Consider the following 23,741-nt stretch of genomic DNA (forward strand, 5'->3'; position numbering starts at 1 on the left):
GGCGTGCCCGTTCAGGCGTGCAGGACGACGGCCAACCCCTGACCGACCCCGATGCACAGGGCGGCCAACCCCCAACCGCCACCGTTGCGGCGCAGTTGGTGGGCCAGTGAGCCGATGACGCGCGCCCCCGAGGCACCGAGGGGATGACCGATGGCGATGGCGCCGCCGTTGGGGTTGACGATGTCGGGGTCCAGCCCCTTCCAGCCGCGGATACAGGCCAACGACTGGGCGGCGAAGGCCTCGTTGAGCTCCACCGCCGACAGGTCGGACCAGGTGATGCCCGCACGGTCCAGGGCGACCTCGGCGGCGCGCACGGGGCCGATGCCGAAGACGTCGGGATCGACCCCCGCCACGCCCCGGCTGACCAGGCGGGCCAGGGGCTCGTGCCCGGTGGCCCGGACCGCGGCGTCGTCACCCAACAGCAGGGCGGCCGCGCCGTCGTTGAGGGGTGAGGCGTTGCCCGCGGTGATGGTGCCCTCCTCGCGGAAGGCGGGCTTGAGGGAGGCGAGCTTGTCGAGGGAGGTCTCGCGGATGCTCTCGTCACGTTCCAGGTGGGCGCCCTCGACCTGGACGATCTCGTCGTCGAAGACGCCCTTGGCCCAGGCGTCGGCGGCCTTGGTGTGGCTGGCCAGGGCGAAGACGTCCTGGTCGGCGCGGTCGACGCCGTACCGGTCGGCGAGCTTCTCGGTGCTCTCCCCCAGCGACAGCGTCCACTCCTTGGGCATGCGCGGGTTGACCATGCGCCAGCCCAGGGTGGTGGAGTGCAGGGCGCCGTCGGTGACGGGGAAGGCCTTGGTGGGTTTGGGCATCACCCAGGGGGCCCGGCTCATGGATTCCACTCCCCCGGCCAGGACCAGGGAGGCGTCGCCGGTCTGGACGGCGCGGGCGCCCTGGACGGCCGCCTCCATCCCGGAGCCGCACAGTCGGTTGACGGTGGCCCCGGGCACGGAGGTGGGAAGGCCGGCCAGGAGGGCGGCCATGCGGGCGACGTTGCGGTTCTCCTCGCCCGCGCCGTTGGCGTTGCCGAGCAGGACCTCGTCGAGGGCGGCGGGGTCCAGGTGGGGCGCGCGCTCGACCAGGGCGCGGACCACGTGGGCGGCCAGGTCGTCGGGGCGGGCGCCCGAGAGGGCGCCGCCGTATCGACCGAAGGGGGTGCGGACGGCGTCGAGAACGTGGACGTCGGTCACCGGTGTCTCCTGGGGTGTGGGGCGTACAGTTACCTAACGGCGTTAGGTAAACGGTATCGGGTCAGGGTCGGGCCGCACCGGTCAGGGAGCGCAGAACGGACAGTTCGGTGCCGGTGGGCTCGGGGGTGCGCCGTGGATCCTCGGCGACCCTCAGGTCCCAACCGGTGGCCTCGCGCACGTCGGCGACCTCCACACCCGGGTGCACGCCCACCAGGGTGAGCTCGCGGGTGATCGGGTCGGGTTCGAGCACGCCCAGGTCGGTGATGACCCGCACCGGTCCGGCACCGGTGAGCCCCAACCGTTCCCGATCACCGGGGCCCGCGCCGTGCCCGACCGAGGTGACGAAGTCGACCTTGTCGACGAAGGCCCGTCGACCGTGCCGCATGATCACGATGACCTCGCGGCAGGAGGCGGCGATCTCGGGGGCACCACCCGCTCCGGGCAGACGCACCTTGGGGTCGGCGTAGTCACCGATGACGGTGGTGTTGATGTTGCCGTAGCGGTCGATCTGGGCGGCGCCGAGGAAACCGACGTCGATCCGCCCGGCCTGGAGCCAGTAGTTGAACACCTCGGGCACCGACACCACCGTGTCGGCGGTCTCGGCGAGGATCCCGTCACCGATGGACAGCGGCAGGTGGTCCGGGGAGGCGCCCAGGGTTCCCGACTCGTAGATCATCCACAGGTCGGGGGCGTGGGTGCGGCTCGCCACGTTGGCGGCGGTGCTGGGCAGACCGATGCCGACGAAGCAGGACATGCCATCGCGCAGCGAGCGCGCGGCGGTCACGGTCATGATCTCGTCGGAGGTCCAGGTCAGGGTGGTCATGCGCCTTTTCCCACGGGTTCGGGGTCGGAGGTCGATGGGGTCTGGGAACCGGTGGGCCCGGTGAGTTCGGCCAGCCAGGCGCCGAAGGCCTCACGGTCGCGCCCCACGGCGTCCCAGTCCCGGTAGGCGGCGTTGTCGCGCTCGTAGTAACCGTGGGCGTAGGAGGGGGCGGCCCCACCGGGGACCACGCTGACCGCGTCCACGACCCGGGCCGGCAGGACCACCTGGCCGGGCACGGCTTCGAGCTCGTCGACGACCTCCTCGACGGTGACCAGGACCCGGTCGGCGGCCATGGCGGCCTCCTTCTGGATCCCGGTGATGCCCCACAGCTGCACGTTGCCGGCGGCGTCGGCGCGCTGGGCGTGGATGACGGTCACGTCGGGGTTGAGCGCGGGGACGGCGGCCAACTCCTGCCCGGTGAAGGGGCAGACGATGGTCTTGATGTGGGGGTTGTTGCCGATCAGGTCGGTACCGCTGTAGCCGCGCAGCACGGCGAAGGGGAGCCCGGAGGCGCCCGCGACGTAGCGATTGGCCATCCCGGCGTGGCTGTGTTCCTCGATCTCCAACGGGACCGGCCAGGAGTGGGTGACGGCGTCTCGAAAACGGTGGAGCGAGCCGACCCCGGGGTTGCCACCCCAGGAGAAGACGAGCTTGCGCGCGCAACCGGCGCCGATGAGCTGGTCGTAGACGATGTCGGGCGTCATCCGCACCAAGGTGAGGTCGCGCAGACCTTGACGGATGATCTCGTGCCCGGCGGCCACGGGGATGAGGTGGGTGAAGCCTTCCAAGGCGACGGTGTCTCCGTCGTGGACGAGCTGCCCGACCGCCTCGTCCAGGGGCACGGCCATAGCTACCCTCCCGTTCGTATAGCGAATGCATGTTCACAGTGCGAACATCTTGGGTACGACAGTAGCGCCGGTCACAGAACGGGTCAAGAGATTCGACATGTGTTCGGTATGAGAACATCGTCCGTGGGCCGAGCAGCGCCCGACGGCGGAACGCACCCGACCCCCCGACCCGGAAGGCTCCATGACCACCGAAGACGCGCCTCGACGCGGAGCCCACTTCGTCCAGTCCCTGGAACGGGGACTGACCGTCATTCGCGCTTTCTCCGCCGAACGACCCTCCATGACCCTCAGCGAGGTCGCCCGCGCCACCGACCTCACCCGCGCGGCCGCCCGACGCTTCCTGCTCACCCTGGTGGACCTGGGCTACGTGCGCACCGACGGGCGCATGTTCTGCCTGACCCCGCGCGTGTTGGAACTGGGCTACGCCTACGTGGCCTCCGCCGGCCTGCCCGACGTCGCCCAACCACACCTGGAGGACCTCTCCCAGCGCGTGCGCGAGTCCGCCTCGGTATCGGTGATGGAGGGCGACGACGTCCTCTACGTGGCCCGCGTGGCCACCTCCCGGATCATGGCCGTGGCCATCACCGTGGGCACCCGCTTCCCCGCCGCGGCCACCTCCATGGGCCGTGTCCTACTGGCCGGGCTCGGCGAGGCCGCCCTCACCGGCTACCTGGACCGGGTCGAACTCCCCTCCCTGACCCGCTTCACCATCACCGACACCGCCCGGCTGCGCTCGGAGATCCTCAAGGTACGCGAACAGGGCTACGCCATCGTCGACCAGGAACTGGAGGAAGGTCTGCGCTCCCTGGCCGCGCCCATCCGCGACACCGACGGCAAGGTCATCGCCGCCGCCAACGTCTCCGCCCACGCCAACCGTTCCTCCATCGACGACGTGCGCCGCGACCTGCTGCCCGCGCTGTTGGAGACCACCGCCCGGATCGAGGCCGACCTGGCCGCCGTGGCCCGCCGCGACGCCACCCGCTGAAGGCCTCACCCGACCCGGAACCTCGCACCCGCGCATGGGCTCGGGCCTTGCGGGGCCCGAGCCCGGGCTGGGATCCTGCCCGAACCCGGCGGCGACACGACCACGCGAGAACGAGCCGCGCCGCCGGTGAACTGACACCATGGCGGGAATCCGGCCCTGGCGCCGCTTCGGAAGGGACACCGTGACCGACGCACACATCACCACCCCCATCGCACGGCAGGCGGGCTCACTCACACTGGGCGGTGACCTGCGCGTCCATCGCCTGGGGTTCGGGGCGATGCGCCTCGTCGGCGAGGGGGTGTGGGGCCCGCCCCGTGACCGCGACGAGGCCCTGGCGGTGCTGCGCCGCGTCGTCGAACTGGGCATCGACTTCATCGACACCGCCGACTCCTACGGCCCCCAGATCGGCGAACAGCTCATCAGGGAGGCCCTGTACCCCTACCCCGAGGACCTGGTCATCGGCACCAAGGCCGGGTTCGCCCGCACCGGCCCCTCCCAGTGGCACAGACTGGGCCACCCCGCCTACCTCAAGCAGCAGGTGGAGCTGAGCCTGCGCAACCTGGGCCTGGAACGCATCGACCTGCTGCAACTGCACCGGATCGACCCCCAGGTGCCGCTGGCCGACCAGCTCGGCGCCCTGGTGGAACTGCGCGAAGAGGGCAAGATCCGACACATCGGGCTGAGCGAGGTGAGTGTGGACGAGCTCTCGGCGGCCCGCGCCATCACCCCGATCGTCTCGGTGCAGAACCAGTACGCCCCCTCCTTTCGCCAGTCCGAGGACGTACTCGAACAGTGCGAGAAGGACGGCATCGCCTTCCTGCCCTGGGCGCCGGTCGGGAGCGGGGAGATGGCCTCACCCCACTCCCCGCTCGCCTCCATCGCCGCCGAACACGACACCAGCCCGGTCCGGCTGGCACTGTCCTGGCTGTTGCACCGCTCCCCCGTGATGTTGCCCATCCCGGGCACTTCGAGGGTGGCGCACCTGGAGGAGAACACGGCCGCGGCCGCCGTACGGCTCTCCGAGGAAGAGGTCGAGCGGATCAGCCGCTTCCTGTCCTAGGGCGTGTTCCGCGCACGGCGCGGACCTCGGCGATCACGCGCGCGGCCGCGGCGTCGGGGTCCTCGTGCTCCCACACCCGCACCACGTGCCACCCCGCCTCGTTCAGCCGGGCGTTGGTCTCGGCGTCGCGTGCCCGGTTGACGCGCACCTTCTCCGCCCAGTAGCCGGCGTTGGTGGCGGCCTTGGTGTGGTGTTGGGGGCAACCGTGCCAGAAACAACCGTCGACGAACACCGCGACCTTGATCCGGGAGAACACCAGGTCGGCCGTGCGCCGAAACCCCGCCAGGGGTCGCGCCGAGACCCGGTAGCGCAACCCGGCCGCGTGCACCCTGCGGCGGATCGCCAACTCGGGCCGGGTGTCACGCCCCTTGTTGGACCGCATGCTCTTACGGGTGCCCTCGTTCGCCGCTCGTGTCGGCCGTCGCGCGTCCATCGCCCTCGATCCTAACGATTCGCCCACGCGAGACGCCTCATCTATCTTGAACCTCATGCTCACGGACGACTCGATCACCATCGTCGACCTGTTCTCGGGGTGTGGCGGGCTCACCGCGGGCTTCCACTCCTACCGGACACCAGGACGCGACGACTCCCCTTTCCGTACCGTGGGCGCGGTCGAGCACGACCTGGCGGCGGCCTCCACCTACGCGGCCAACTTCGGTGAGCACACCGGTATCGAACGCGTCCACGCCGGTGACATCGAGGCCTGGGATCCCGGTGTGGTCCAAGAGGAAGTGGACGTCATCCTGGGCGGCCCACCCTGCCAGGGGTTCTCGGCGCTCAACAAGAAGAACCTGCTCGGCGACCAGGGCGACGTGCGCAACGTGCTCTGGCGTGAGTACGTGCGGGTGGTGCGGGCCCTGCGTCCCAAGGTGTTCGTGATCGAGAACGTGGCGAGGTTCCTGGACTCGGGAGAGTACGCGCTGTTGCGCGCCGAGACCGAGGACCCGGGCGGGCTGCTGGGCGAGTACGAACTGACCGAGGCCCGGGTGCTGAACGCGGCCGACTACGGGGTCCCCCAGGCCCGCCGGCGGGCCATCGTGCTGGCCACCCGACGAGACGTGCTCGCCGCCGCCCCCGAAGGGCTGGGCCTGGACCACCCCCGCCCCACGCACACCCGCGTCCGGCACGGTGGCCCGATGCCCGGACCGGTCGAACCCATGTTGGGGGGCGGCGCGCCGCTGTCGCCGTGGGAGACGGTGGAGTCGATCTTCGCCAAGACCCCGCGCGCGACCACCACGACCGAACTGCCCGCGCGTTCCTGCGCACCGTTGGGGGTCGAGCTTCCCGGGGCCTACCGGACCTTCGAGCTGCACCTGGGCCGTAACCCCAGGCCCCTGTCGCGCCTGCGCTATGAGGCGATCCCGCCCGGGGGCAACCGCAACGACCTGCCACCGGAGTTGTCCACGCGTGCCTGGTTGCGGCACCGGACCGGGACCGGTGACGTCATGGGCCGTCTGCGCACGGATCGCCCCTCGGTCACCATCCGCACCGAGTTCTTCAAACCCGAGAAGGGGCGCTACCTGCATCCCAGTGAGCACCGGCCGATCACGCACATGGAGGCCGCCCACATCCAGGGTTTCGACGAGGACTTCCGTTGGTGCGGGAGCAAGCTGCAGATCGCCCGCCAGATCGGCAACGCCGTGCCGGTGGGGCTGGCCTCGGCGTTGGCCGGCCAGGTGTACCGGTACCTGGTGGGGGTGGGCGTGGTCGCCGATCCCCCGCGCCCGACGGCACCCTGAGTCGGCGGGGGCGAGCCCGCCATGGCGAAGGGCCCGTCGATGCCTCCGGCGGACCCCGTGCCTGTGGAAGGTGGGACTATCCCGGTCGCAGGCGGAAGACCTGCAGACGCATGTTGTAGTACTTCTCGGTCTCGCCGACCCATTCCATACCCAGTCTTCGGGCCACCGCGATGGCTCTTTCGTTCTTGGGCCGGGCGACCGCGAACACCTCCTCGATGCCCTGCTCGAAGGCCCAGGCGATGATGGCCCGGCTGGCCTCGGTCGCGTACCCCTGGCCCCACACCTCCGGTCGAAGGGCCCAGCTCAGTTCGAAGTCCTCCTCGAAGGGCGGGAGCAGCTTCAGTGAAAGCCCTCCCACCAGCTCTCCGTCCTCCTTGCGAACGATCGCCCAGCGCCCGGCGGGTGGGATCAGGTTCGGTCCCGCCTCGATCCAGGCGTGGAGCACCGAGCGCATGGCGCTGTCGTCGGTCACCGGTTGCCATTCCGGCGTCAGCCAGTGCGCGACCTCGTCGGCCCCGTACACCCTCAGGGCCGATTCGGCGTCGTCCAGCTCCCACTCCCTGATCAGGAGTCGGTCGGTTGGCAGCTCAAGGCTCATATCACAACGTTAGCGCTCTACGAAGCACCGGCACAGGGGGGCTGCCACATGAGTCCGAATACCTTGCCCCGGCAGGCCTGGGCGTTGACCGACAGGGCCTCCTCGACCGGAGGTTCCGACGCTGGAAGCTTTCCGTGACCCCCTTCACACGGAGCGCGGCGGTCGCTAGGGTTCCAAATTGGGAGCGCTCCCACATTCTGGTCCATCCCTATCCCCCGACTCCGATCCGCTAGGAGTAGTGAACGAGAGATGACGACACCACGCACGGCCCTGAGGGCCGTGACCACAGTGGCGCTGGGCCTGCTCGTCGCAGGCTGCGCCACCCCCGCACAGACCGTCTCCCACGCCGAAGAAGTCCCCGAAGCGACCCAGGACAGCGGGTTCTACGTCAACCCCGACGCCTCCGCGGCCCGATGGGTGGCCGACAACCCCGACGACCCACGGGCCGCGCTCATCGAGGAGCGCATCGCGAGCGTGGCCCAGGCGACCTGGTTCGCCAACTACGACCCCACCACCATCGAGGCCGAGGTGGACGCCCTGGCCTCGGCCGCGGAGGCCGACGGCACCGTACCCGTCATGGTCGTCTACAACGTCCCCGGCCGTGACTGCGGAAACCACAGTGACGGCGGCGCCCCCGACCACGAGTCCTACCGCTCCTGGATCGACTCCTTCGCCGCCGGCCTGGACGGTCGCCCCGCCACCATCGTGATCGAGCCCGACGCGCTCTCGCTCATGGGCAGCTGCGAGGGCCAACCGCCCGCCGAGGTCATGGAGTCCATCTCCTACGCCGGCGGCACCCTTCGGCAGGCCTCCGACCAGGCGCGCGTCTACCTCGACGTAGGCAACTCGAACTGGCACACCCCCGAGGACATCGCCGAGCTGCTGCACGGCGTGGACGCGGGCGAGACCGCCCACGGCATCGCCACCAACGTCTCCAACTACCGCACCACGGCCGACGAGGTCTCCCACGCCGAGGCCATCGTGGCCGCCAGTGGCCTGGACCTGACCGCGATCGTGGACACCAGCCGCAACGGCAACGGCCCCGCCGACGACAGCGAATGGTGCGACCCGCCCGGCCGCGCCCTGGGCACCCCGACCACCTCCGACACCGGCAGCCCGGTCGTGGACGCCTTCGTGTGGGTGAAGCTGCCCGGCGAGGCCGACGGGTGCGCGGGACCGGCCGGTTCCTTCATCCCCGACATCGCCCACGAACTGGCCGAGAACGCCGGCGCCTGACCGAACGCACGCGGCGGCCGGTTCCCGTCGCGTGAAGGAGGTCGCCGGAGCCGACCGGTTCCGGCTCCGGCGGCCTTCACACCCCTCAACGCAAGAAACGGGCGAAAACTCTTTCGCGTACGCGACGTTTTCTTGCAATGATGTGGGAGATTCTTCCAACCGGCCTCATTGGAGTGTCCCCACATGCGGTTCAGCCACGACCCCCATCACGACGGCTCCCCCGACTACCTGACCGTGAACGGGGACCACGTCCACGTGCGGGTTCGGGTCCCCGGCGACGCCGACGGGGTGTACGCGCGCCTGGTGGAGGACGGCGAGGCCGTACTGGTCGAGGCCCGCCTGGAACACCAGGCCGAAGGGGTGAGCTGGTACGGGGTGGACCTGCCCCGGCTGGAGGTGGTCACCACCTACCGGTTCGCCATCGTGCGCGATCGCCACTACACCTGGCTGAACCAGGAGGGCCCGCACGACCACGAGGTCACCGACGACGGCGACTTCCGGTTCCTGGACTCCCCCGCCCCACCCGACTGGGTACCGGCGACCACCGTCTACCAGATCTTCCCCGACCGCTTCGCCCGCGATGACGACTCCGTCGACTCCCCGGCCGACCACCCCGAGTGGGCCCTGCCCCGGGACTGGGACCACGAACCCGCCGGGTCCGGCCTCCTGGCGTCCCGGGAGTTCTACGGCGGCACCCTGGAAGGCGTGCGCCGGCACCTGGACCACCTGGCCGACCTGGGCGCCGAGGTGGTGTACCTGACCCCCTTCTTCCCCGCCAGGTCCACCCACCGCTACGACGCCTCCTCCTTCGACGAGGTCGACCCCTGGCTGGGCGGCGACGCGGCACTGAGCGCCCTGGTCCGCGAGGCGCACGCGCGCGGTATGCGGGTGATGGGCGACCTGACCACCAACCACACCGGCGACGAGCACGAGTGGTTCCGCGCCGCCAAGGCCGACGCCGACTCGGCCGAGGCCGGTTTCTACCACTTCACCTCCCATCCGGAGGAGTACGTGAGCTGGCTGGGGGTGCGCTCCCTGCCCAAGCTCGACTACACCGACACCGAACTGCGCGAGCGCGTGTACGGAGCCGATGACTCGGTGCTGGTCTCACGCCTGGTCGGCGAGGATCCGCTGGACGGGTGGCGGATCGACGTGGCCAACATGACCGGTCGCCTGGGCGCCCTGGACCTCAACCACGAGGTGTCCGGTGAGATCGCCTCGCGCATGCGCGAGGCCGCCCCACGCGCATGGTTGCTGGCCGAGCACTTCTACGACGCCGGCCCCGACACCCGCCACGACGGCTGGCACGGTGTGATGAACTACGCCGGGTTCACCCGCCCGGTGTGGGCGTGGCTGAACACCGGCCCCGAGGGGGTGCGGTACGCGGCCACGCACACCTCGGCTCCGCTGCCCTCCAGCGGGGCCGCCGAGGCGGTGCGGGCGCTGCGGGCGGCCAACGCGGGGCTGCCCTGGCGGGTGCGGACGCACAGCGTGAACGCGCTGAGCACCCACGACTCGGCGCGTTTTCGCACGGTGGTGGGTGACGCGGTGCGCCAGGCGGTGGGTGTGGCCGCCCAGGCCACCCTGCCGGGGGTCCCGTTCGTGTTCGCCGGGGACGAGATCGGGCTGCTGGGGCGCGATGGGGAGAACTCGCGGCGCACGATGCCCTGGCACCGGACCCGGGACTGGGACACCGAGGTGCTGGCGGCCCACCGTCGACTGTTGGCGCTGCACCGGGAGCTGCCGGCGCTGCAGTCGGGGGGTCTGCGCTGGTTGGACACCGGTGAGCACCACATGACGTTCCTGCGCACCCTGGGCGAGCAGGTGGTGTTGGTGCACCTGACCGATGGGCCGCACGGAGAGGTCGGTGGTGCCCTGGGCGACCTGGACGCCCGGGACCTGAAGGTGGTCGAGAGCGGCGGCGGGATCAAGGCCCGGCTGGAGGGCGAGGTGGCGCTGGAGGCCGACGGTCCGGGGTTCGTGGTGGCCATGGGCACCAGCACCCTGTCCACCCTCGGCTGAGGTGGTCGAACCTCAATGCCCCGGGCGGTGGTCGAGACGTGCCGCCCGGCGCGTCAGGTGTTCGCGTTCGGCCAGGTTGGTGGCCTTGCGGGCGGCTTCGACGTACAAGCGGGCCGCGGTGTCCAGGTCACCGGCACGCTCGTGCAGATGCCCCGCCACCGCGCTGTGGCGGGGCAACGACTCGTCCAGTTCGGCGAGCGCCGCCAGGCCGGCGGCCGGTCCGTCGGCCTCACCGACGGCCACCGCTCGGTTCAGTCTCACCACCGGGCTCCGGTTCAGTCGGACGAGTTCGTCGTACCACTCCACGATCTGTACCCAGTCGGTCTCCTCGGCCCTGAGCGCGTCCGCGTGCAGCGCGGCGATGGCGGCCTGGGCCTGGTACTCGCCCAACCGGTCCCGGTCCAGGGCCGCCCGCAGGATCCCGATCCCCTCGGAGATCGCCCCGGTGTCCCAACGACGCCGATCCTGTTCGGCCAGCGGCACCAGAGCCCCCTCGGACGTGGTCCGCGCGGGGCGCCGGGCGTGGTGCAACAGCATGAGGGCGAGCAGCCCGGCCGACTCCGGATGCTCCAAGGCGGCGTGGAGCCGGCGGGTGAGCCGGATCGCCTCGGCGGCCAGGTCGAGCTCACCGGAATAGCCCTCGTTGAAGACCAGGTAGAGGACGCGCAGCACGGTGGCCGCGTCGCCAGGACGGTCCAGGCGCACCCCGGCCACGGTGCGCTTGGCGCGGCTGATGCGCTGACCCATGGTCGCCTCGGGCACCAGGTAGGCGCGAGCGATCTGGCGGGTGGTCAGCCCACCGACCGCGCGCAGGGTGAGCGCGACCGCCGACGAGGAGCTCAGGGACGGGTGGGCGCACAGGAAGTACAACCGGAGCGTGTCGTCCACCCCGGGCGCGGGCCCGGGCTCCGGTTCTCCTTGGAGGAGCTCCTCTCGTCGACGGCGGGCGCTCTCGGAACGGGCCGCGTCGAGGAACCGTCGCCAGGCCACGGTGACCAACCACCCCTTGGCGTCCCGGGGTGGATCGGTGGGCCACACACGTAGGGCTTCGACCAGGGCGTCCTGCACGGCGTCCTCGGCCGCCGCGAATTCGGCTCCGCGACGGACCAGGATCGTCAGGACGCTCGGGGTGAGGCCGCGCAGCAGGACCTCGTCCACCGGCTCAGTCCTCGATGGTGGGCGGCTCGGTCAGGAAGGGTCGCAGTTCGAGCCACTCGTGGATGGGCCGCCCGCCGGCGCCGGGGGCCGCCGAGAGCTCCGCGGCCAGTTCCAGGGCGCGTTCACGGCTGTCGACGTCGATGACCATCCATCCGGCGATGAGGTCCTTGGTCTCGGCGAAGGGACCGTCGGTGACCGGCGGCCGGCCCTCTCCGTCGTAGCGCACGAACGTGCCCTCTGGGGCCAGGGCCTGGGCGTCGACGAACTCCCCGCTCTTCTCCAGCCGGTCGGCGAAGTCGCGCATGTACTTCATGTGCGCGGAGATCTCCTGCGACGTCCACTGGTCCATGGGCACGTCGTTGACCGCCGCCGGAGCGCCCCGGTAGTGCTTGAGCAACAGATACTTGGCCATGGTGATCCTCCTCGGTCTCCGCGACCCATCATGGTCGCCTTCATCCCTGGGACGGAGCGGGCCACGGGTTCTCGACATCCGGGCGAAGGTTTTTTCGTGGAAGGGAGCGGTCACACCGCGGCCGGCGGCGCGCGAGATCCCCCGATAGGTCCAGGTCACCACAACGAAGGCCCCCGCGCCACCCTCGGTGAGGTGGCCTGTGGACAAGTCCGGGGGTCAGGGAAGGACGGCCTGGATGTCCTTGGTGATGCGCGCGACCAGCTCGCCGGTGCGGCCGGTGAAGTAGAAGTGACCGCCGGGCAGGGTGTGGTGTGCGAAGTCGCCTTGGACGTGGTCGCCCCAACCGGACAGGCGCTCGGGGGTCATACCGAGGTCCTCGGCGCCACCGAAGACCGACAGCGGAACCCGCAGGGGCGGGGCCTGGGGGTCGGGGCTCCAGGTGTCGACCACCTGCAGGTCGGCGCGGACCAGCGGTTCGACGTAGGCCCACAGCTCGGGGTCCTCCAGCGCGTGGTGCGGGGTGCCGCCCATCTCCGCGATGGCCTCACGCAGGCGTCCGGAGGGGACGCGATGTCGGGGTTGGGCCCGTTCGGGGCCGGGGGCGGGGCTCCAAGAGGAGGCGCCCAGCCAGGCGGGCGGTGTTTCGGTCAGGCGGTGGGTCATCTCGTAGGCGATCAGGGCGCCCATGCTGTGCCCGAACAGACCGTAGGGGCGGTCGAGTTCGGGACGCACGACGTCGCACAGGTGATCGGCCAGGGATCCGGCCTCGCGGAAGGGTTCCTCGCCGGACCTGCGCGCCCGCCCGGGGGCGTCCACCAGGCAGATCTCCCAGTCGGAGGGAAAGTGCCGAACCCACCCGCGGTATCCCAGGTGCGAGCCGCCCGCGTGGTGCAGGACGAAGAGCCGAAAACGGCTGTGGGGTACGGATCTGAGCCGGGTCAGGGCGCCCTCGTGCACGGGTCTGCTCGCCTTCTTACTTACGGGTAACAAAGCGAACCTACCAGTCGGTAATCATTTTCGGACAACCGGGAGCACCCACCCGCCTCCTCCCCGTGACCGAACTCGCACACGTCCATCAGCCGTCCACCCGCTCTCGCCTCGGCACCGGACCACACCGGCCCTTACCACCTCGCCTGCCCACCACCCGCAGGCGCGAAAACCACTCGTGTGGGCGGCTCCGGGTCAGGCACACTGACCGCTGGTCGACGATCCGGAGCGAGGGGCGTGCGGTGGGGTGGGTTCCAGGGGCGCTACGGCACCGGCGTCTACGCCTGCTGCTGACAGGCCGCGGCCTCGGCGACCTGGGGGCCGAGATGCTCCCCGTGGCGATGGTGGGCCTGGTGCTGGTCGAACATGGTCCCCTGCTGCTGGGCCTGGTGTTGGGGGGACGAGGGGCCACCGGGTCACTGTTCGCACTGCTGACCGGCGCCCTGCTCACCCGGGTGCGCAAGTCCACCGCACTGGTCTTCAACGACACCGTGCAGGCGGCGGTGATGGCCGCCTTCGCTTTGGGCCCCGACGCGGCCTGGTGGCCACTGGTCCTGGCGGCGCTGAGCGGGGTGTCGGGATCGGTGGCCGAACCCGCCGCCGGTTCGATGATGCCACTGATCGTGCCCGCCGAGCGGCTACGGGAGGCCAACGCCCTGCGCAACATCGTGGGCCGCGCCGCCGGTATCACCGGTCCCGCTCTGGCCGGGGTATTGGTCGTGGTCTTGGACGTGCGCACCGTGTTCTGGCTCATCGCCGCCCTGTTCGTGGTGTGCGCGGGTGTGCTGGCACTGATCCGCGAGACCCCGCCCATCGGCGAGCGGACCACCGAGACCATGGGGGCGAGCCTGCGCGCGGGCCTGTGCGAGGTGGTGCGCCGCCCCTGGGTACTGGCCATCATCGCGGTGGCCACCCTCCAGGCCCCGACCACGCTGGCCCCCGGGTTCGTGCTGTTGCCGATCGTGGTCGCCGACTCCTATCCCGCGCCCGTCTACGGACTGGCCCTGTCGTGCATGGCCGCCGGGCAACTGGTGGGCGGAGTCCTGTCCACCCGGTGGAACCCGGCCCGTCCGGGGCTGGTGTCCTTGGTAGGGACGCTGTTCTTCCCGCTGCCCCTGCTCGGGTTGGCCCTGACCGTGCCGGCGCCGATCCTGTTGACCGGTTACGTGGCCACCGGCGCGGGTTTCATGTTGTTCGGTGTGTACTGGTACACCGCCCTGCAACGCTCCATCCCCCAGGAGAGACTGAGCGTGGTCATCGGCGTCGACCAGGTCGGCAGCTTCGGACTGGAACCGGTCGGATACGCGGTGGCCGGCGCCCTGGCCCAGGCCGTGGGCGCCCGGCCGGTCCTGTACTGGGCGGCCGTGGTGGGCATCACCACCAGCCTGCTGCCGCTCCTGGTTCCGGGGGTGGACCGTCTGGCCGACCCCGAACCCGAGCGCTGAAAGGCCCGCCCCTTCTCGGGAACCCCACGCCCTCCCCCGGCGACGTCGGTGGTCGAGCACCGATCACCACTTCGTGGCCGTGGCCGCCGCCCTGGCCCGGGCCACGCCGGTCCTGGGGGGCCTCCCTACTGTTGTTCCCGGGCGTGGGCACGGCTCCGGAGGCGCTCGGGTGACCTCAGTGGTGGTCGTGCCCCTCGGAACGCTCGCCCTGGTCCGCACCCCCGGTCATCTCCAGCACCGGAACCTCCAACCGCGCCTCGACCCCACTCGCGAAATCGATCGTGACGGTGACCTCGTCCCCGACCCGCAGCGGGTCGGGGATGTCTTCGACCATCACGTGGTAGCCACCCTGGACGAAGGTGGTGGTGCCACCGGCCGGTACCGGGATCTCCTCGACCGGTCGCATGATCACCGCCCCCTCCTCGTTGCTCTCGCTGTTGTGCAGACCGGCCTGCGGCGAGGCGCTGGTGCGCACCCCCACCACGGCGTCGTCATCGGAGGCGGTGTTGGTGATCGTCAGATAGACCACCCCCACCTCGGGGTTGGCCGGCTCCGGCATCCAGGCGTCCTCGACCATCAGCTCCCCCACACGGGCCCGACCACCGGGCTCGGCGGCCGCCCCGGCCGGATCGGCCTCCCCCGGGTCGGTGACGGTGCCACAGGCCACCACCGAACACAGGGCGAGGGCTGCCAGGGCGATGCGATGTGGGTAACGCATGGGGGTGCCTTTCTTCGGGGACGCTCCGTCGGGGACGCTCACCCCAACACGTCGCCCACGCACCCCACCGGGTTCCCACGACCCACGTGGAAACCCGGTGACGCCGCTCACCCCCACAACTCCGATCCCGGCACCTGCCCCTCGTCCCTCACCGGCGGCACCGCGAACACCGCGCTCCCCTCATGGCGGATGTACTCACCGAGCGCGTCCCCGCCCTCGTCCAGACTCCGCTGCACGGCGGTGAAACCGGTACGCGGGTCGGCCTGCCAGGCGGTGAACAACAATCCCGCGTCCACCCTCCCCTCCGAGTCCCACCCCAGGTCGTAGTCGAAGCCGCGCCGGAGCATGCGCGCCCCCAGGGTGTTCTCCGGGGAGGCCAACCGGATGTGCGCGTCCGGGGCGATCACCGGCCGCCCCCCATCGTCCCGGGCCACCAGGTTCGGCCGATCGTCCTCCCTCGAACCGCCCAGGGGCGCCCCATCGTCCAGACGCCGACCCACCACACGTTCCCGCTCGTCTTCGGAGAGCGCGAACCAGCCCTCCAACAGCATGCGGATCCGGCGCACCACCACGTAGGTGCCACCGTCCATCCACGCCGTGGCCGGTTCGGGGTGGGCGGCCAGGACCTGCGAGGCGAACACCGCCTGGTCCGGGTGCGGGTTGACCGTGCCGTCGACCTGGCCCATGAGGTTGCGCGGGGTGGCCGAGGGGTCCTTGGCGGTGACCGCGCCGCGCCGAAAGCCCGGCAGCGCCCACCGCACCCGCACACGCCCTCCCGCGAGGTCGACCAGGTGGCGGGCGGCGGCCCCGGCCACCACCGGGTCCTCCGCGCCCACGTGCAGCATCAGATCCCCGCCGCACCACTCCTCACGGAGTCGGTCGCCGGCGAAGTCAGGCAGATCCTCCAGCTCCTCGGGTCTCCGATCGCCCAGACCGGCCCGCTCCAACAGGGAGCCGCCCAACCCCAGGGTGACCCCCAACGAGGCCGGACGCAGCCCTTGGGTGGGCGCGCCCTCCACCACCCCCTCCAGCCCGTGTTCGTGCAACGCCCGGATCTCCTCCCCCCAGGACTCCAACACCTCGCCGGCCCGGGCCGCCACCTCCTCCGGGCCGTCCCCGACCACCTCCAGCGCCACCACCCGCACATGGGAAGGGGTGGGGGTGAGCAACGCCGGCGGCAACCCGTCCCGGTACCCGCCCCGGGACAGCGTCACCGCCAAGGCCGGGTCGGGCTCCGGGCGGCTCACACCCGCACCCAACAGGCCACCGGCGGCCAACCCCACCGCCCCGGCCGCTCCACCGGTCAACAGTCCACGCCGGGAGGGCCCCCTCACAACAACTCCTCGGCCAACACCGGAAGCAGTTCGGCCACCTGGTCGGCCTCCACCCCCTCGTCGAACATGCCGGCGGCCTCACCACCCTCGGTCAGGACGATGATCCGCCCACCGTGGGAGACCAGGTAGTCGCCCTCGGTCTCCTGCGGCGCCTCGATGGGGATCCCGTAGTCGCCGGCGGCCGCCACGATGTCCTCGATTTCGCCCCGCACCCCCTGGAACCCGGGGTCGAAGCGGTCCAACCAGGAACGCAACTGCTCGTCGGTGTCCCGGGCCGGGTCACTGGTCACCATGACCACGTCCACGTCATCGGCGACCTCCCCCGCCTCCTCCAGGGCCAGGTCGATCTCGGCCATGGTCATCGGGCACACGTCCGGGCAGCTCGTGTATCCGAAGAACAACAGGGTGAGCCGGTCGGGGTCCACGTCGGTGAACCGCCAGGCCTCACCGTCCACGTCCACCAACTCCGCCGCGGAGGCCGCCATCGGCTCATCGGACAGGTCCATGTAGTGCTCGACCTCGTCCAGGCCACCACCGGCGGAACAGGCCACCCCGCTCAACAGCGCGGTCGCGGCCACGACCGCACCTACAGGCCGCCACAGCCGGGACGAGGCGGATCGGGCGGTCACGGGTTCATTCATGTCAGGTCTTTCCGTTCTCATCTGATCAACGTCCAAGGACACGCGGTGGACCCTCACGCCGCCTCGCGCACCAGCCGGGCCAGGTCCCTGCGCCCGCGCGCCACACGCGAGCGCACCGTGCCCACCGGCACCCCCAACAGCGCCGCGGCCTCGGCGTAGGGCACCCGGTGCACCTGGGTCAGCACGAAGGCCCGGCGGCGCTGCTCGGGCAACTCCTCCAGCAGCGCCGCCAGCGCCAGGTACTCGTCGAAACGGCCAGGGGAGGCCGCCCCGTCGCCCAGACAGCCCTCCACGTCCCGTACCGGATCGGTACGCGGGGTGCGCTCGCGCGCCCGGTAGCGATCCACCACGGTGTGGCGGGCCACCGACAACAACCACGCCCGCACCGGTGCCCGACCCGAGTAGCGGGGCAGGCCGCGCAGGGCACGGGTGTAGGTCTCCTGGGTCAGGTCGTCCACCCAGGTCGGGTCGACCCTGCGAGCGATGTAGCGCCGCACGTCCTCACGGGTCAGCGTGAACAGCGCGTCGATCGCCTCGGGGGCGCCCCGCCCGGCGCGCAACGCCAGACGGGACAGGTTCGAGGGGTCTTCTTCGTTCGAGGTCACCGGTGTGGTCGCCACTGTCGCGCGCACACCGCCTTCACCCACGGTCATCACATTCGAGCCTTCGGTCATCGCACGCGTCCACACCCGGCCACGGCACGACCTATGGAGGGCATGACCGAGGTCAGGAGGGCGCGGGCGTCCTGGCGACGCCACGAGGCGCCGAGGGAACACGCCAGGGCCGCCCCGCGGACGAACACGCCGACCACAGCCACGGCGCGCCGGGCGCGCCACAGGGGCCGGTTCACGCTCGCCCTCAGGCGGCGAGCAGGACCGGTGGACCTCTCAGGACCCGGGTGTGGCGCAGCACCGAAGGCCCGGCCGGCAACGGCCGGTCCGGTGGAGCGAACCGGGAGGCGAGCACCGGCTCCGGGCTCGGCAGCGCCCCGACCACCAGCAACAACGGCACCAGGGACAGCGCCATGAACCGTAAGAAGGCGAAGAGGGCGTCCTCGCCCAACCGCAACCACCAGGCGCTCACCAACGCCATGACCACGTGCATCGCGATCATGGCCCACGCCGGCATCGACTGCGCGGCCATCTCGCCCACACCGTGGCCACCGTGGCCGCCACCCCATCCCTGGGCGGCGCTGAAGGTCACGTGCAGCGCGAACTGGCCCCAGAGCATGCGGGCGGTCAACGCCCACACCCCAAGACGCCGTGTGGTCGAGGCCCAGGCCATCACCCACACCAGCGCGCCGCCCGGCACCAATCCGAGCAGTGGTACGTCCTGCCCCGAACTCAGCGCGTGTCCGATCGCGGACAGGCTCGCGCACACCAGGGTGAACACCCCGGCGCGCAGCGCTCGGCAAGGCGGACTCTTCGACATCGCCCTCATCGTCGCACCCGCTCACGCCACCCGCGTACCGGGGTAGGAGGACTCCTCGTCCCCTGTTCTAGACTCGACGACGTTCCCGGTGTGAGAAGAGGCCCGCTTGTGACCCTGTCCCCGCTCGCCCTACTGCGCGAGTGGCCCGCGCGTACCGATGACACGGCCCTCCAGGAGTTCGTGCTCATCGGCAACCGGCTCGACCTGCCGGCCCTGGAACGTCACGTGCTGCCCACCGCACAGGAGATGGGCGCCGCGATCACCGTGCTCGGCGTCACCGCGCCCGGGGCCGAACCGGCGGCGCTGTCCCGGCCCGACCGCACCCTGGCCCTGATCGAGGCCGATGCCCCCGACCCGCTGCCCGAACTGGCGCTGTTGGTGGGTGGAGCACACGTGGTGGCGGCCTTCGGCGGTGGCGCCCCGGCCGCGGAGCGACGTCCCTGGACCGTACTGAGCGGTGGCCCCCAAGGGGTGCCCTGGGCGTTGGCCGACCTGGGCGCGTGGCTGCGTCTGCGCGCGAGCGCGCCCGCCGTGCCCGCCGCCATGGCCGAGCGTCTCTCCCTGGTGGCCGACCTCGTGGAGGATCTGCTGCTGACCGACCCGGTGGAGTCCGACGCTCGGATCCTGCACGACGGTGAGGACTCCCTGCTGACCCGGCTACCGCAAGGCCCCGTGAGCGAGTTGTGCCTGTACGCCCCGCTGCGCGGCGCCGACGCGCCCACGTTGCGGTCCCTGGCCCGACACCTGGCCCCGGAGCGGGTGGTGCTGGCCCTGCCCCCGGACTGGCCCGACGAGGACACCGAGCGGGCGCTGCGCGTCCTGGCCGACGCGGGGTTGAAGGCCCAGGCCCGCACCGTCCCCGACGGCCACCCCGCGCACGGTGGGCTCCTGGAGTGGGAGGACCACCAGGGGCGGTACGCCCTGACCCTGGGTTCGCGCCTGAGCGCCCTGACCCGCACCGGGCAGGGCACGCTCACCGCCCTGGTCCCGGCCACCGCGCCACCGGAACCCGTCACCGCCCAGGACGACGATCACCTGGCCGATCTCCTGGTGGAGTCGGGTGATCCGGGCTGGACCGTGGGGTTCGACTCCGGCCTGTACCGGGTGCACGGTTCCTTCACCAACCCCGTACCCGTGGCGGCCCGGGTCGTCGAACTCCTGGACCGGCGAGTCCAGGGGCCGGGGCCCGTGCTGGTGCACGCCCAAGGCCCCAAGGCCTGGGCGTTGCTGGTGTGGAGCCGACCGATGATGCTGCTGGCCTCGGCCCCCAGGGGCAGCGCCTGGCGTCTGTACCGGGTCGATCCACCCGCCACCCCCGCCTCCCGGTTGGGCGGCGAGGGCCTGTCCCAGGTGGGGTTGGTGCGCACCAGCGCTCCCCTGCACCGGGCCCCGCACCGCGACATCGGCGCTTTCCTGCACACTCTGAACACCGACCACATCACCCTGCTCGAAAACGTCGGGTTCTTGGACAAACCCATGTGAACCACCACTGGTGCCGGTGCGGGGCGGTGCGATGACCTCCCGCTAGAGTCGACACTCATGCGGATTCTCGTACTGGGCGGTACCTCCTTCGTGGGCCGGTTCATCGTCACCAACGCCATAGAGCGGGGCCACGACGTCACCCTGTTCAATCGGGGCCGGACCGGCACCGAGCTCTTCCCAGGGGTGAAACGCCTGGTCGGAGACCGTGACGACGGGGAACTGTCCTCCCTGGAGGAGGGTTCCTTCGACGCCGTGGTGGACGTCAGCGGCATGGTCCCGCGTCACGTGCGCCAGGCCGCCCGGGTTCTCCAGGACCGGGTGGACCGCTACCTGTTCATCTCCACCAACGCCGTGTACGCCCCCGGGGCCGGCCCCGGCGCCGATGAGACGGCCCCCTTGAAGGAACCGGAGTGGAACACCGAGGTGATCGGCGCGACCACCTACGGGACGCTCAAGGTCGCCTGCGAACACGAACTCGACACCCACTTCGGTGATCGCGCCACCATCGTGCGCCCCGGCATGCTCGCCGGACCCCACGACAACGTCGACCAGTTCACCTACTGGGTACGAAGAGTCGCCCGGGGCGGGAAGGTCGTCCTACCCGGAGACCCCGGCCAACCCGTGCAGATCCTGGACGTGCGCGACCTGGCCCACCTGGTGGTGCGCCTGCTCGAACAGGACCTGGGCGGGGTGTACAACGCCATGGGCCCGGCCCGCCCCCTCACCCTGTCCGAGATGATCCACACCTGCGCCCGGGCGGCCCGGGCCGGCATCGACCTGGTGCTGGTGCCACCGGAGACCGTCATGGCCCGTTTCCCCCTGGTGCGCTCCGACCGCACCTGGGAACAGTCCTTCCAACGCGACTTCAGTCGCGCACGCGAGGTCGGACTGCCCTCCACCCCGTTGGAGACCACCGCCGCCGACGTGTTGGCGTGGGATCGCGAACGGGGCGAACCACCCCTGGAGCCGGCCCCCGACCCGCAGGTGGAACGCAACCTGTTGGCCTACATCCAGGGCTAGGGCGCCGGGCACGTGAGAACCCGGCGGAGGTGGGGGCGAGGGCGAGGCCTCGCGCTACCCGTCCCGACCGGAGCGCCCCACCCCTGGGCGCGCCGCCCGGGAAAGACGCCGCCACAGAGCCCGCGTCCGACCCACCCAAGAGCGATCCTCGGCCCTCTCCTGGGGCACGTCCGGCGCCCCCACCCCACCGCCCTCACCTTGACCGATCTCGGCCGCCCGGGCGTGCAGACGCTCCCTGATCTGGTCCGGGGTGTAGGCACGACGCTGCCGCTCGGCACGCACGATCGCCACCCCACTGGCCGCCACACCCACGAAAGCGGCCACTCCCAACGCTTTCCACCACTTCATGGCTCCTAGGCTAGGCCTTGTGACGAACATGAGCATGTCCTTGGACGAGGCGGTGGAGTCGACCCGCACCGGAGACCTGTGGGTCTTCCGGGGCACCAGCGTGCCCGACCGGGCCATCCAGATCACCACCAACAGCCCCGTCAACCACGTCGGGATGTCGCTGGTCATCGACGACCTGCCCCCGCTGATGTGGCACGCCGAACTGGGCCGTTCCCTGGTGGACATGTGGACCGGCACCCACCAGCGCGGGGTCCAACTGCACGACCTGCGCGACGCCGTCCTGGTGTGGGGCCGCCGCTACGGCCAACAGGGCTGGCTGCGCCAACTCGACCCACTCGCCGACCGGGCCATGGAGGACGCCGCCCTGCGCACGGTCGCCCGACTCAACGGCACACCCTTCCCCTCCACCGCCCAACTGGCCGGACGCTGGGCCCTGGGACGCATGCCCTTCGGCCGCGCCGCGCGCGAGCGACGCCTGGAGACCGCCTACTGCGCCGAGGTCGTCGCCCTGACCTACGAGGAGATGGGCCTGCTGCCCAAGGGCAAAAGCCCCGGCTACTACGACCCCGGCCGGTTCTGGAGCGGCGACTCCCTGACCCTGCAAGGCGAGTCCACCCTGGGCGGAGAGATCCGAATCCAACTGCCCTATCTCTAAGCGCCTCCGCTAGCGCTTCAGCGTGTTCGGGCGCCTGGGAGTCAAGAACCTTCGGCACCTTTGGCGTGATAGCGAAAAAGCGTGCTATCCCACCGCCGGCACCTCCAGAACCTTGACGGCGCCCGAACGATAACCCCCGTGGATCATGGGCCAGGGCCCGGACCAGGTTTCGTGGCCACGGCGATGGGGCAAGCGCCCGGGTGTGCCGCCTCCGGCGGCGGGAGAAGGAGGCCGATGAGCGAGCACCCACTGGGCGAGGACGACGTCGCCGAATCCCGACTGGCCCTGCGAGGGGCACACCTGCGGTGTCTGGCCTTTCGCGACCCCGTCGACCGGAGGGAACACCTGGCCCTGGTCCTGGGCGAGGTCACCGACGTCGAGGACGTCCTCGTGCGCGTGCACTCCGAATGCGTCACCGGTGACGTCTTCGGCGCGCTGCGTTGCGAATGCGGCGACCAGCTCCACGCCGCCCTGGACCGCGTCATCGTCGAGGGACGCGGTGTCCTGGTCTACCTGCGCGGCCACGAGGGCCGCGGCATCGGCCTGCTCGACAAGGTCCGCACCATGGGTCTACAGGACCGCCGTGGCCTGGACACCGTGGACTCGGCCACCGCGCTGGGCCTGCCCGTGGACGTACGCGACTACGCCCCCGCCGCCCGCATCCTGCGCCACCAGGGCGTGCGCTCGATCCGGTTGCTGTCCAACAACCCCGACAAGGTCCTCGCCCTCCAAGACCACGGCCTCAAGGTCACCACCCGCCTACCGCTACTGGTCGACGCCCACACCGACAACATCGACTACCTGACCGCCAAACGCGACCGGCTCGGCCACGACCTCCCCCACCTGGACCACTCCCCCGGCCTCGGAGCCGGCGGCACCCGTGACTGACCGCGCCGGCCACCACCTGAGCGCCCGGCCGGCCACCGCGCTCACCATCGCCGTGTGCGCCGGAGCGGCCCTACTGGCGCTCCTGACCCTCACCACCGGCTTGGGCGCACCCGGCTGGACGGCCGCCATCCTGTACACGCTCCTGGCCACGGCACTGTTGAGGGCGGCCCTTCGCCGCTACCACCACCGGCCCCTGGGCCCGGCCGACCTGGTCACCTCGGCCCGCGTCGTCCTCATCGGCGTCGTCACCGCCCTGGTCGCCGACGGCGACCACACCTGGGCCCTGATCGTCTTCGCCGTGCCCGCGATGGCGCTGGACGCGGTCGACGGCCTCGTCGCACGCGGCACCCGCACCTGCTCCGACTTCGGCGCCCGCTTCGACATGGAGGCCGACGCCTTCCTCATCCTCGTGCTCAGCGTCCAGGTCGCCCAAGACCTGGGGCCCTGGGTACTACTGATCGGCGCGATGCGCTACCTGTTCGGCGCCGCCGCCCTGGTCCTGCCCCGACTACACGACCCCCTACCGCCCGCCCCGGCCCGCAAGACCATCGCCGCCGCCCAACCCATCGTGCTCACCGTCGCCGTCTCGGGCATACTTCCCCCACCGGCAACGACCATCACCGTGGCCACGGCATTGACCGCGCTGTCGTGGTCGTTCACACGCGACGTGGCGGGACTGTGGCGCCCGCGCCCACCCCGGACCACCGCCACCGAAGGGAGCTGA

Annotated in this window: 25 protein-coding genes; 11 read left to right on the forward strand and 14 right to left on the reverse strand. The window is 71.2% G+C overall.

Annotated elements, in window-relative coordinates; all coding sequences use genetic code 11:
• Positions 1 to 11 precede the first annotated feature (11 nt).
• The 3 genes from ABZ717_RS13730 to ABZ717_RS13740 form a co-directional block, all read right to left on the reverse strand.
• A complete protein-coding gene (locus ABZ717_RS13730; RefSeq protein ID WP_358509235.1) occupies positions 12 to 1,187 on the reverse strand; it encodes a thiolase family protein in 1,176 nt (391 codons plus the stop codon).
• A 61-nt stretch (positions 1,188 to 1,248) separates the two neighbouring features.
• Positions 1,249 to 2,010 (reverse strand): CoA-transferase subunit beta, encoded by a 762-nt coding sequence (locus tag ABZ717_RS13735; protein WP_358509238.1) that lies wholly within the window; start codon positions 2,008 to 2,010, stop codon positions 1,249 to 1,251.
• The gene (locus ABZ717_RS13740) at positions 2,007 to 2,858 is read right to left on the reverse strand and encodes a CoA-transferase (RefSeq protein WP_358509241.1); all 852 of its coding nucleotides are present in this window, start codon (positions 2,856 to 2,858) and stop codon (positions 2,007 to 2,009) included. Before ABZ717_RS13740 ends, ABZ717_RS13735 begins: the two co-directional genes overlap by 4 nt.
• 181 nt (positions 2,859 to 3,039) lie before the next feature.
• Here ABZ717_RS13740 and ABZ717_RS13745 point away from each other — a divergent pair, with 181 nt between their 5' ends.
• Both ABZ717_RS13745 and ABZ717_RS13750 read left to right on the forward strand, forming a co-directional pair.
• Positions 3,040 to 3,843 (forward strand): IclR family transcriptional regulator C-terminal domain-containing protein, encoded by an 804-nt coding sequence (locus tag ABZ717_RS13745; protein ID WP_358509244.1) that lies wholly within the window; start codon positions 3,040 to 3,042, stop codon positions 3,841 to 3,843.
• A gap of 181 nt (positions 3,844 to 4,024) precedes the next feature.
• Positions 4,025 to 4,903 carry an aldo/keto reductase gene (locus ABZ717_RS13750; protein ID WP_358509247.1) on the forward strand — a complete coding sequence of 293 codons (879 nt, stop codon included), beginning with the start codon at positions 4,025 to 4,027 and terminating at the stop codon, positions 4,901 to 4,903.
• On the opposite strand, the gene ABZ717_RS13755 is transcribed toward ABZ717_RS13750, so the two are convergent.
• Positions 4,884 to 5,336 (reverse strand): very short patch repair endonuclease, encoded by a 453-nt coding sequence (locus tag ABZ717_RS13755; protein ID WP_358509250.1) that lies wholly within the window; start codon positions 5,334 to 5,336, stop codon positions 4,884 to 4,886. The two genes, ABZ717_RS13750 and ABZ717_RS13755, sit on opposite strands and share 20 nt — an antisense overlap.
• Positions 5,337 to 5,391: 55 nt before the next feature.
• Between ABZ717_RS13755 and ABZ717_RS13760 the strand changes: the two genes are divergently transcribed.
• Positions 5,392 to 6,642 (forward strand): DNA cytosine methyltransferase, encoded by a 1,251-nt coding sequence (locus ABZ717_RS13760; protein ID WP_358509253.1) that lies wholly within the window; start codon positions 5,392 to 5,394, stop codon positions 6,640 to 6,642.
• Positions 6,643 to 6,718: 76 nt separating this feature from the next.
• Here the strand turns inward: ABZ717_RS13760 and ABZ717_RS13765 are convergent, their stop codons facing one another.
• Positions 6,719 to 7,240 (reverse strand): GNAT family N-acetyltransferase, encoded by a 522-nt coding sequence (locus ABZ717_RS13765; protein ID WP_358509256.1) that lies wholly within the window; start codon positions 7,238 to 7,240, stop codon positions 6,719 to 6,721.
• 249 nt (positions 7,241 to 7,489) lie between these two features.
• On the opposite strand from ABZ717_RS13765, the gene ABZ717_RS13770 reads away from it, so the two are divergent.
• Both ABZ717_RS13770 and ABZ717_RS13775 read left to right on the forward strand, forming a co-directional pair.
• On the forward strand, positions 7,490 to 8,476 hold the full coding sequence (locus tag ABZ717_RS13770; protein WP_358509259.1) for a glycoside hydrolase family 6 protein: 987 nt from the start codon (positions 7,490 to 7,492) through the stop codon (positions 8,474 to 8,476).
• Between the two features lie 183 nt (positions 8,477 to 8,659).
• Positions 8,660 to 10,498 carry an alpha-amylase family glycosyl hydrolase gene (locus ABZ717_RS13775; RefSeq protein ID WP_358509262.1) on the forward strand — a complete coding sequence of 613 codons (1,839 nt, stop codon included), beginning with the start codon at positions 8,660 to 8,662 and terminating at the stop codon, positions 10,496 to 10,498.
• Between the two features lie 12 nt (positions 10,499 to 10,510).
• Here ABZ717_RS13775 and ABZ717_RS13780 read toward each other — a convergent pair whose 3' ends face one another.
• The 3 genes from ABZ717_RS13780 to ABZ717_RS13790 form a co-directional block, all read right to left on the reverse strand.
• Positions 10,511 to 11,656 carry a DUF6596 domain-containing protein gene (locus tag ABZ717_RS13780; protein ID WP_358509265.1) on the reverse strand — a complete coding sequence of 382 codons (1,146 nt, stop codon included), beginning with the start codon at positions 11,654 to 11,656 and terminating at the stop codon, positions 10,511 to 10,513.
• A gap of 4 nt (positions 11,657 to 11,660) precedes the next feature.
• Positions 11,661 to 12,068: a YciI family protein gene (locus tag ABZ717_RS13785; RefSeq protein ID WP_358509268.1), complete on the reverse strand. Its 408-nt coding sequence runs from the start codon at positions 12,066 to 12,068 to the stop codon at positions 11,661 to 11,663.
• 216 nt (positions 12,069 to 12,284) lie between these two features.
• Positions 12,285 to 13,025, reverse strand: coding sequence for an alpha/beta fold hydrolase (locus tag ABZ717_RS13790; RefSeq protein ID WP_358509270.1), 741 nt, complete (start codon positions 13,023 to 13,025; stop codon positions 12,285 to 12,287).
• 272 nt (positions 13,026 to 13,297) lie between these two features.
• On the opposite strand from ABZ717_RS13790, the gene ABZ717_RS13795 reads away from it, so the two are divergent.
• Positions 13,298 to 14,500 carry an MFS transporter gene (locus tag ABZ717_RS13795; RefSeq protein WP_358509273.1) on the forward strand — a complete coding sequence of 401 codons (1,203 nt, stop codon included), beginning with the start codon at positions 13,298 to 13,300 and terminating at the stop codon, positions 14,498 to 14,500.
• 175 nt (positions 14,501 to 14,675) lie between these two features.
• Here the strand turns inward: ABZ717_RS13795 and ABZ717_RS13800 are convergent, their stop codons facing one another.
• The 5 genes from ABZ717_RS13800 to ABZ717_RS13820 all read right to left on the reverse strand — a co-directional run bounded on the left by ABZ717_RS13800 (position 14,676) and on the right by ABZ717_RS13820 (position 18,633).
• Positions 14,676 to 15,218 (reverse strand): copper chaperone PCu(A)C, encoded by a 543-nt coding sequence (locus ABZ717_RS13800; RefSeq protein ID WP_358509276.1) that lies wholly within the window; start codon positions 15,216 to 15,218, stop codon positions 14,676 to 14,678.
• 107 nt (positions 15,219 to 15,325) lie between these two features.
• Positions 15,326 to 16,552: a Dyp-type peroxidase gene (locus ABZ717_RS13805; protein WP_358509279.1), complete on the reverse strand. Its 1,227-nt coding sequence runs from the start codon at positions 16,550 to 16,552 to the stop codon at positions 15,326 to 15,328.
• A complete protein-coding gene (locus ABZ717_RS13810; RefSeq protein WP_358509282.1) occupies positions 16,549 to 17,193 on the reverse strand; it encodes an SCO family protein in 645 nt (214 codons plus the stop codon). Before ABZ717_RS13810 ends, ABZ717_RS13805 begins: the two co-directional genes overlap by 4 nt.
• A gap of 53 nt (positions 17,194 to 17,246) precedes the next feature.
• The gene (locus tag ABZ717_RS13815) at positions 17,247 to 17,798 is read right to left on the reverse strand and encodes a sigma-70 family RNA polymerase sigma factor (RefSeq protein ID WP_358509285.1); all 552 of its coding nucleotides are present in this window, start codon (positions 17,796 to 17,798) and stop codon (positions 17,247 to 17,249) included.
• A 253-nt stretch (positions 17,799 to 18,051) separates the two neighbouring features.
• Positions 18,052 to 18,633, reverse strand: coding sequence for a hypothetical protein (locus tag ABZ717_RS13820; protein ID WP_358509288.1), 582 nt, complete (start codon positions 18,631 to 18,633; stop codon positions 18,052 to 18,054).
• A gap of 99 nt (positions 18,634 to 18,732) precedes the next feature.
• On the opposite strand from ABZ717_RS13820, the gene ABZ717_RS13825 reads away from it, so the two are divergent.
• The gene (locus tag ABZ717_RS13825; protein ID WP_358509291.1) at positions 18,733 to 20,106 is read left to right on the forward strand and encodes a hypothetical protein; all 1,374 of its coding nucleotides are present in this window, start codon (positions 18,733 to 18,735) and stop codon (positions 20,104 to 20,106) included.
• 57 nt (positions 20,107 to 20,163) lie between these two features.
• Positions 20,164 to 21,126: an NAD-dependent epimerase/dehydratase family protein gene (locus tag ABZ717_RS13830; protein WP_358509294.1), complete on the forward strand. Its 963-nt coding sequence runs from the start codon at positions 20,164 to 20,166 to the stop codon at positions 21,124 to 21,126.
• Positions 21,127 to 21,180: 54 nt separating this feature from the next.
• Here ABZ717_RS13830 and ABZ717_RS13835 read toward each other — a convergent pair whose 3' ends face one another.
• Positions 21,181 to 21,474, reverse strand: coding sequence for a hypothetical protein (locus ABZ717_RS13835; protein ID WP_358509297.1), 294 nt, complete (start codon positions 21,472 to 21,474; stop codon positions 21,181 to 21,183).
• Positions 21,475 to 21,502: 28 nt separating this feature from the next.
• Between ABZ717_RS13835 and ABZ717_RS13840 the strand changes: the two genes are divergently transcribed.
• The 3 genes from ABZ717_RS13840 (at position 21,503) to ABZ717_RS13850 (ending at position 23,741) form a co-directional block, all read left to right on the forward strand.
• Complete coding sequence (locus ABZ717_RS13840) at positions 21,503 to 22,129, forward strand: hypothetical protein (protein ID WP_358509355.1); 627 nt, start codon at positions 21,503 to 21,505, stop codon at positions 22,127 to 22,129.
• A gap of 234 nt (positions 22,130 to 22,363) precedes the next feature.
• A complete protein-coding gene (locus tag ABZ717_RS13845; protein ID WP_358509300.1) occupies positions 22,364 to 23,017 on the forward strand; it encodes a GTP cyclohydrolase II in 654 nt (217 codons plus the stop codon).
• Complete coding sequence (locus ABZ717_RS13850; RefSeq protein ID WP_358509303.1) at positions 23,010 to 23,741, forward strand: CDP-alcohol phosphatidyltransferase family protein; 732 nt, start codon at positions 23,010 to 23,012, stop codon at positions 23,739 to 23,741. The genes ABZ717_RS13845 and ABZ717_RS13850 overlap by 8 nt, the downstream gene beginning before the upstream one ends.

Origin of the sequence: Nocardiopsis sp. NPDC006832 (assembly GCF_040635885.1) — a bacterium.
Classification (GTDB): domain Bacteria; phylum Actinomycetota; class Actinomycetes; order Streptosporangiales; family Streptosporangiaceae; genus Nocardiopsis.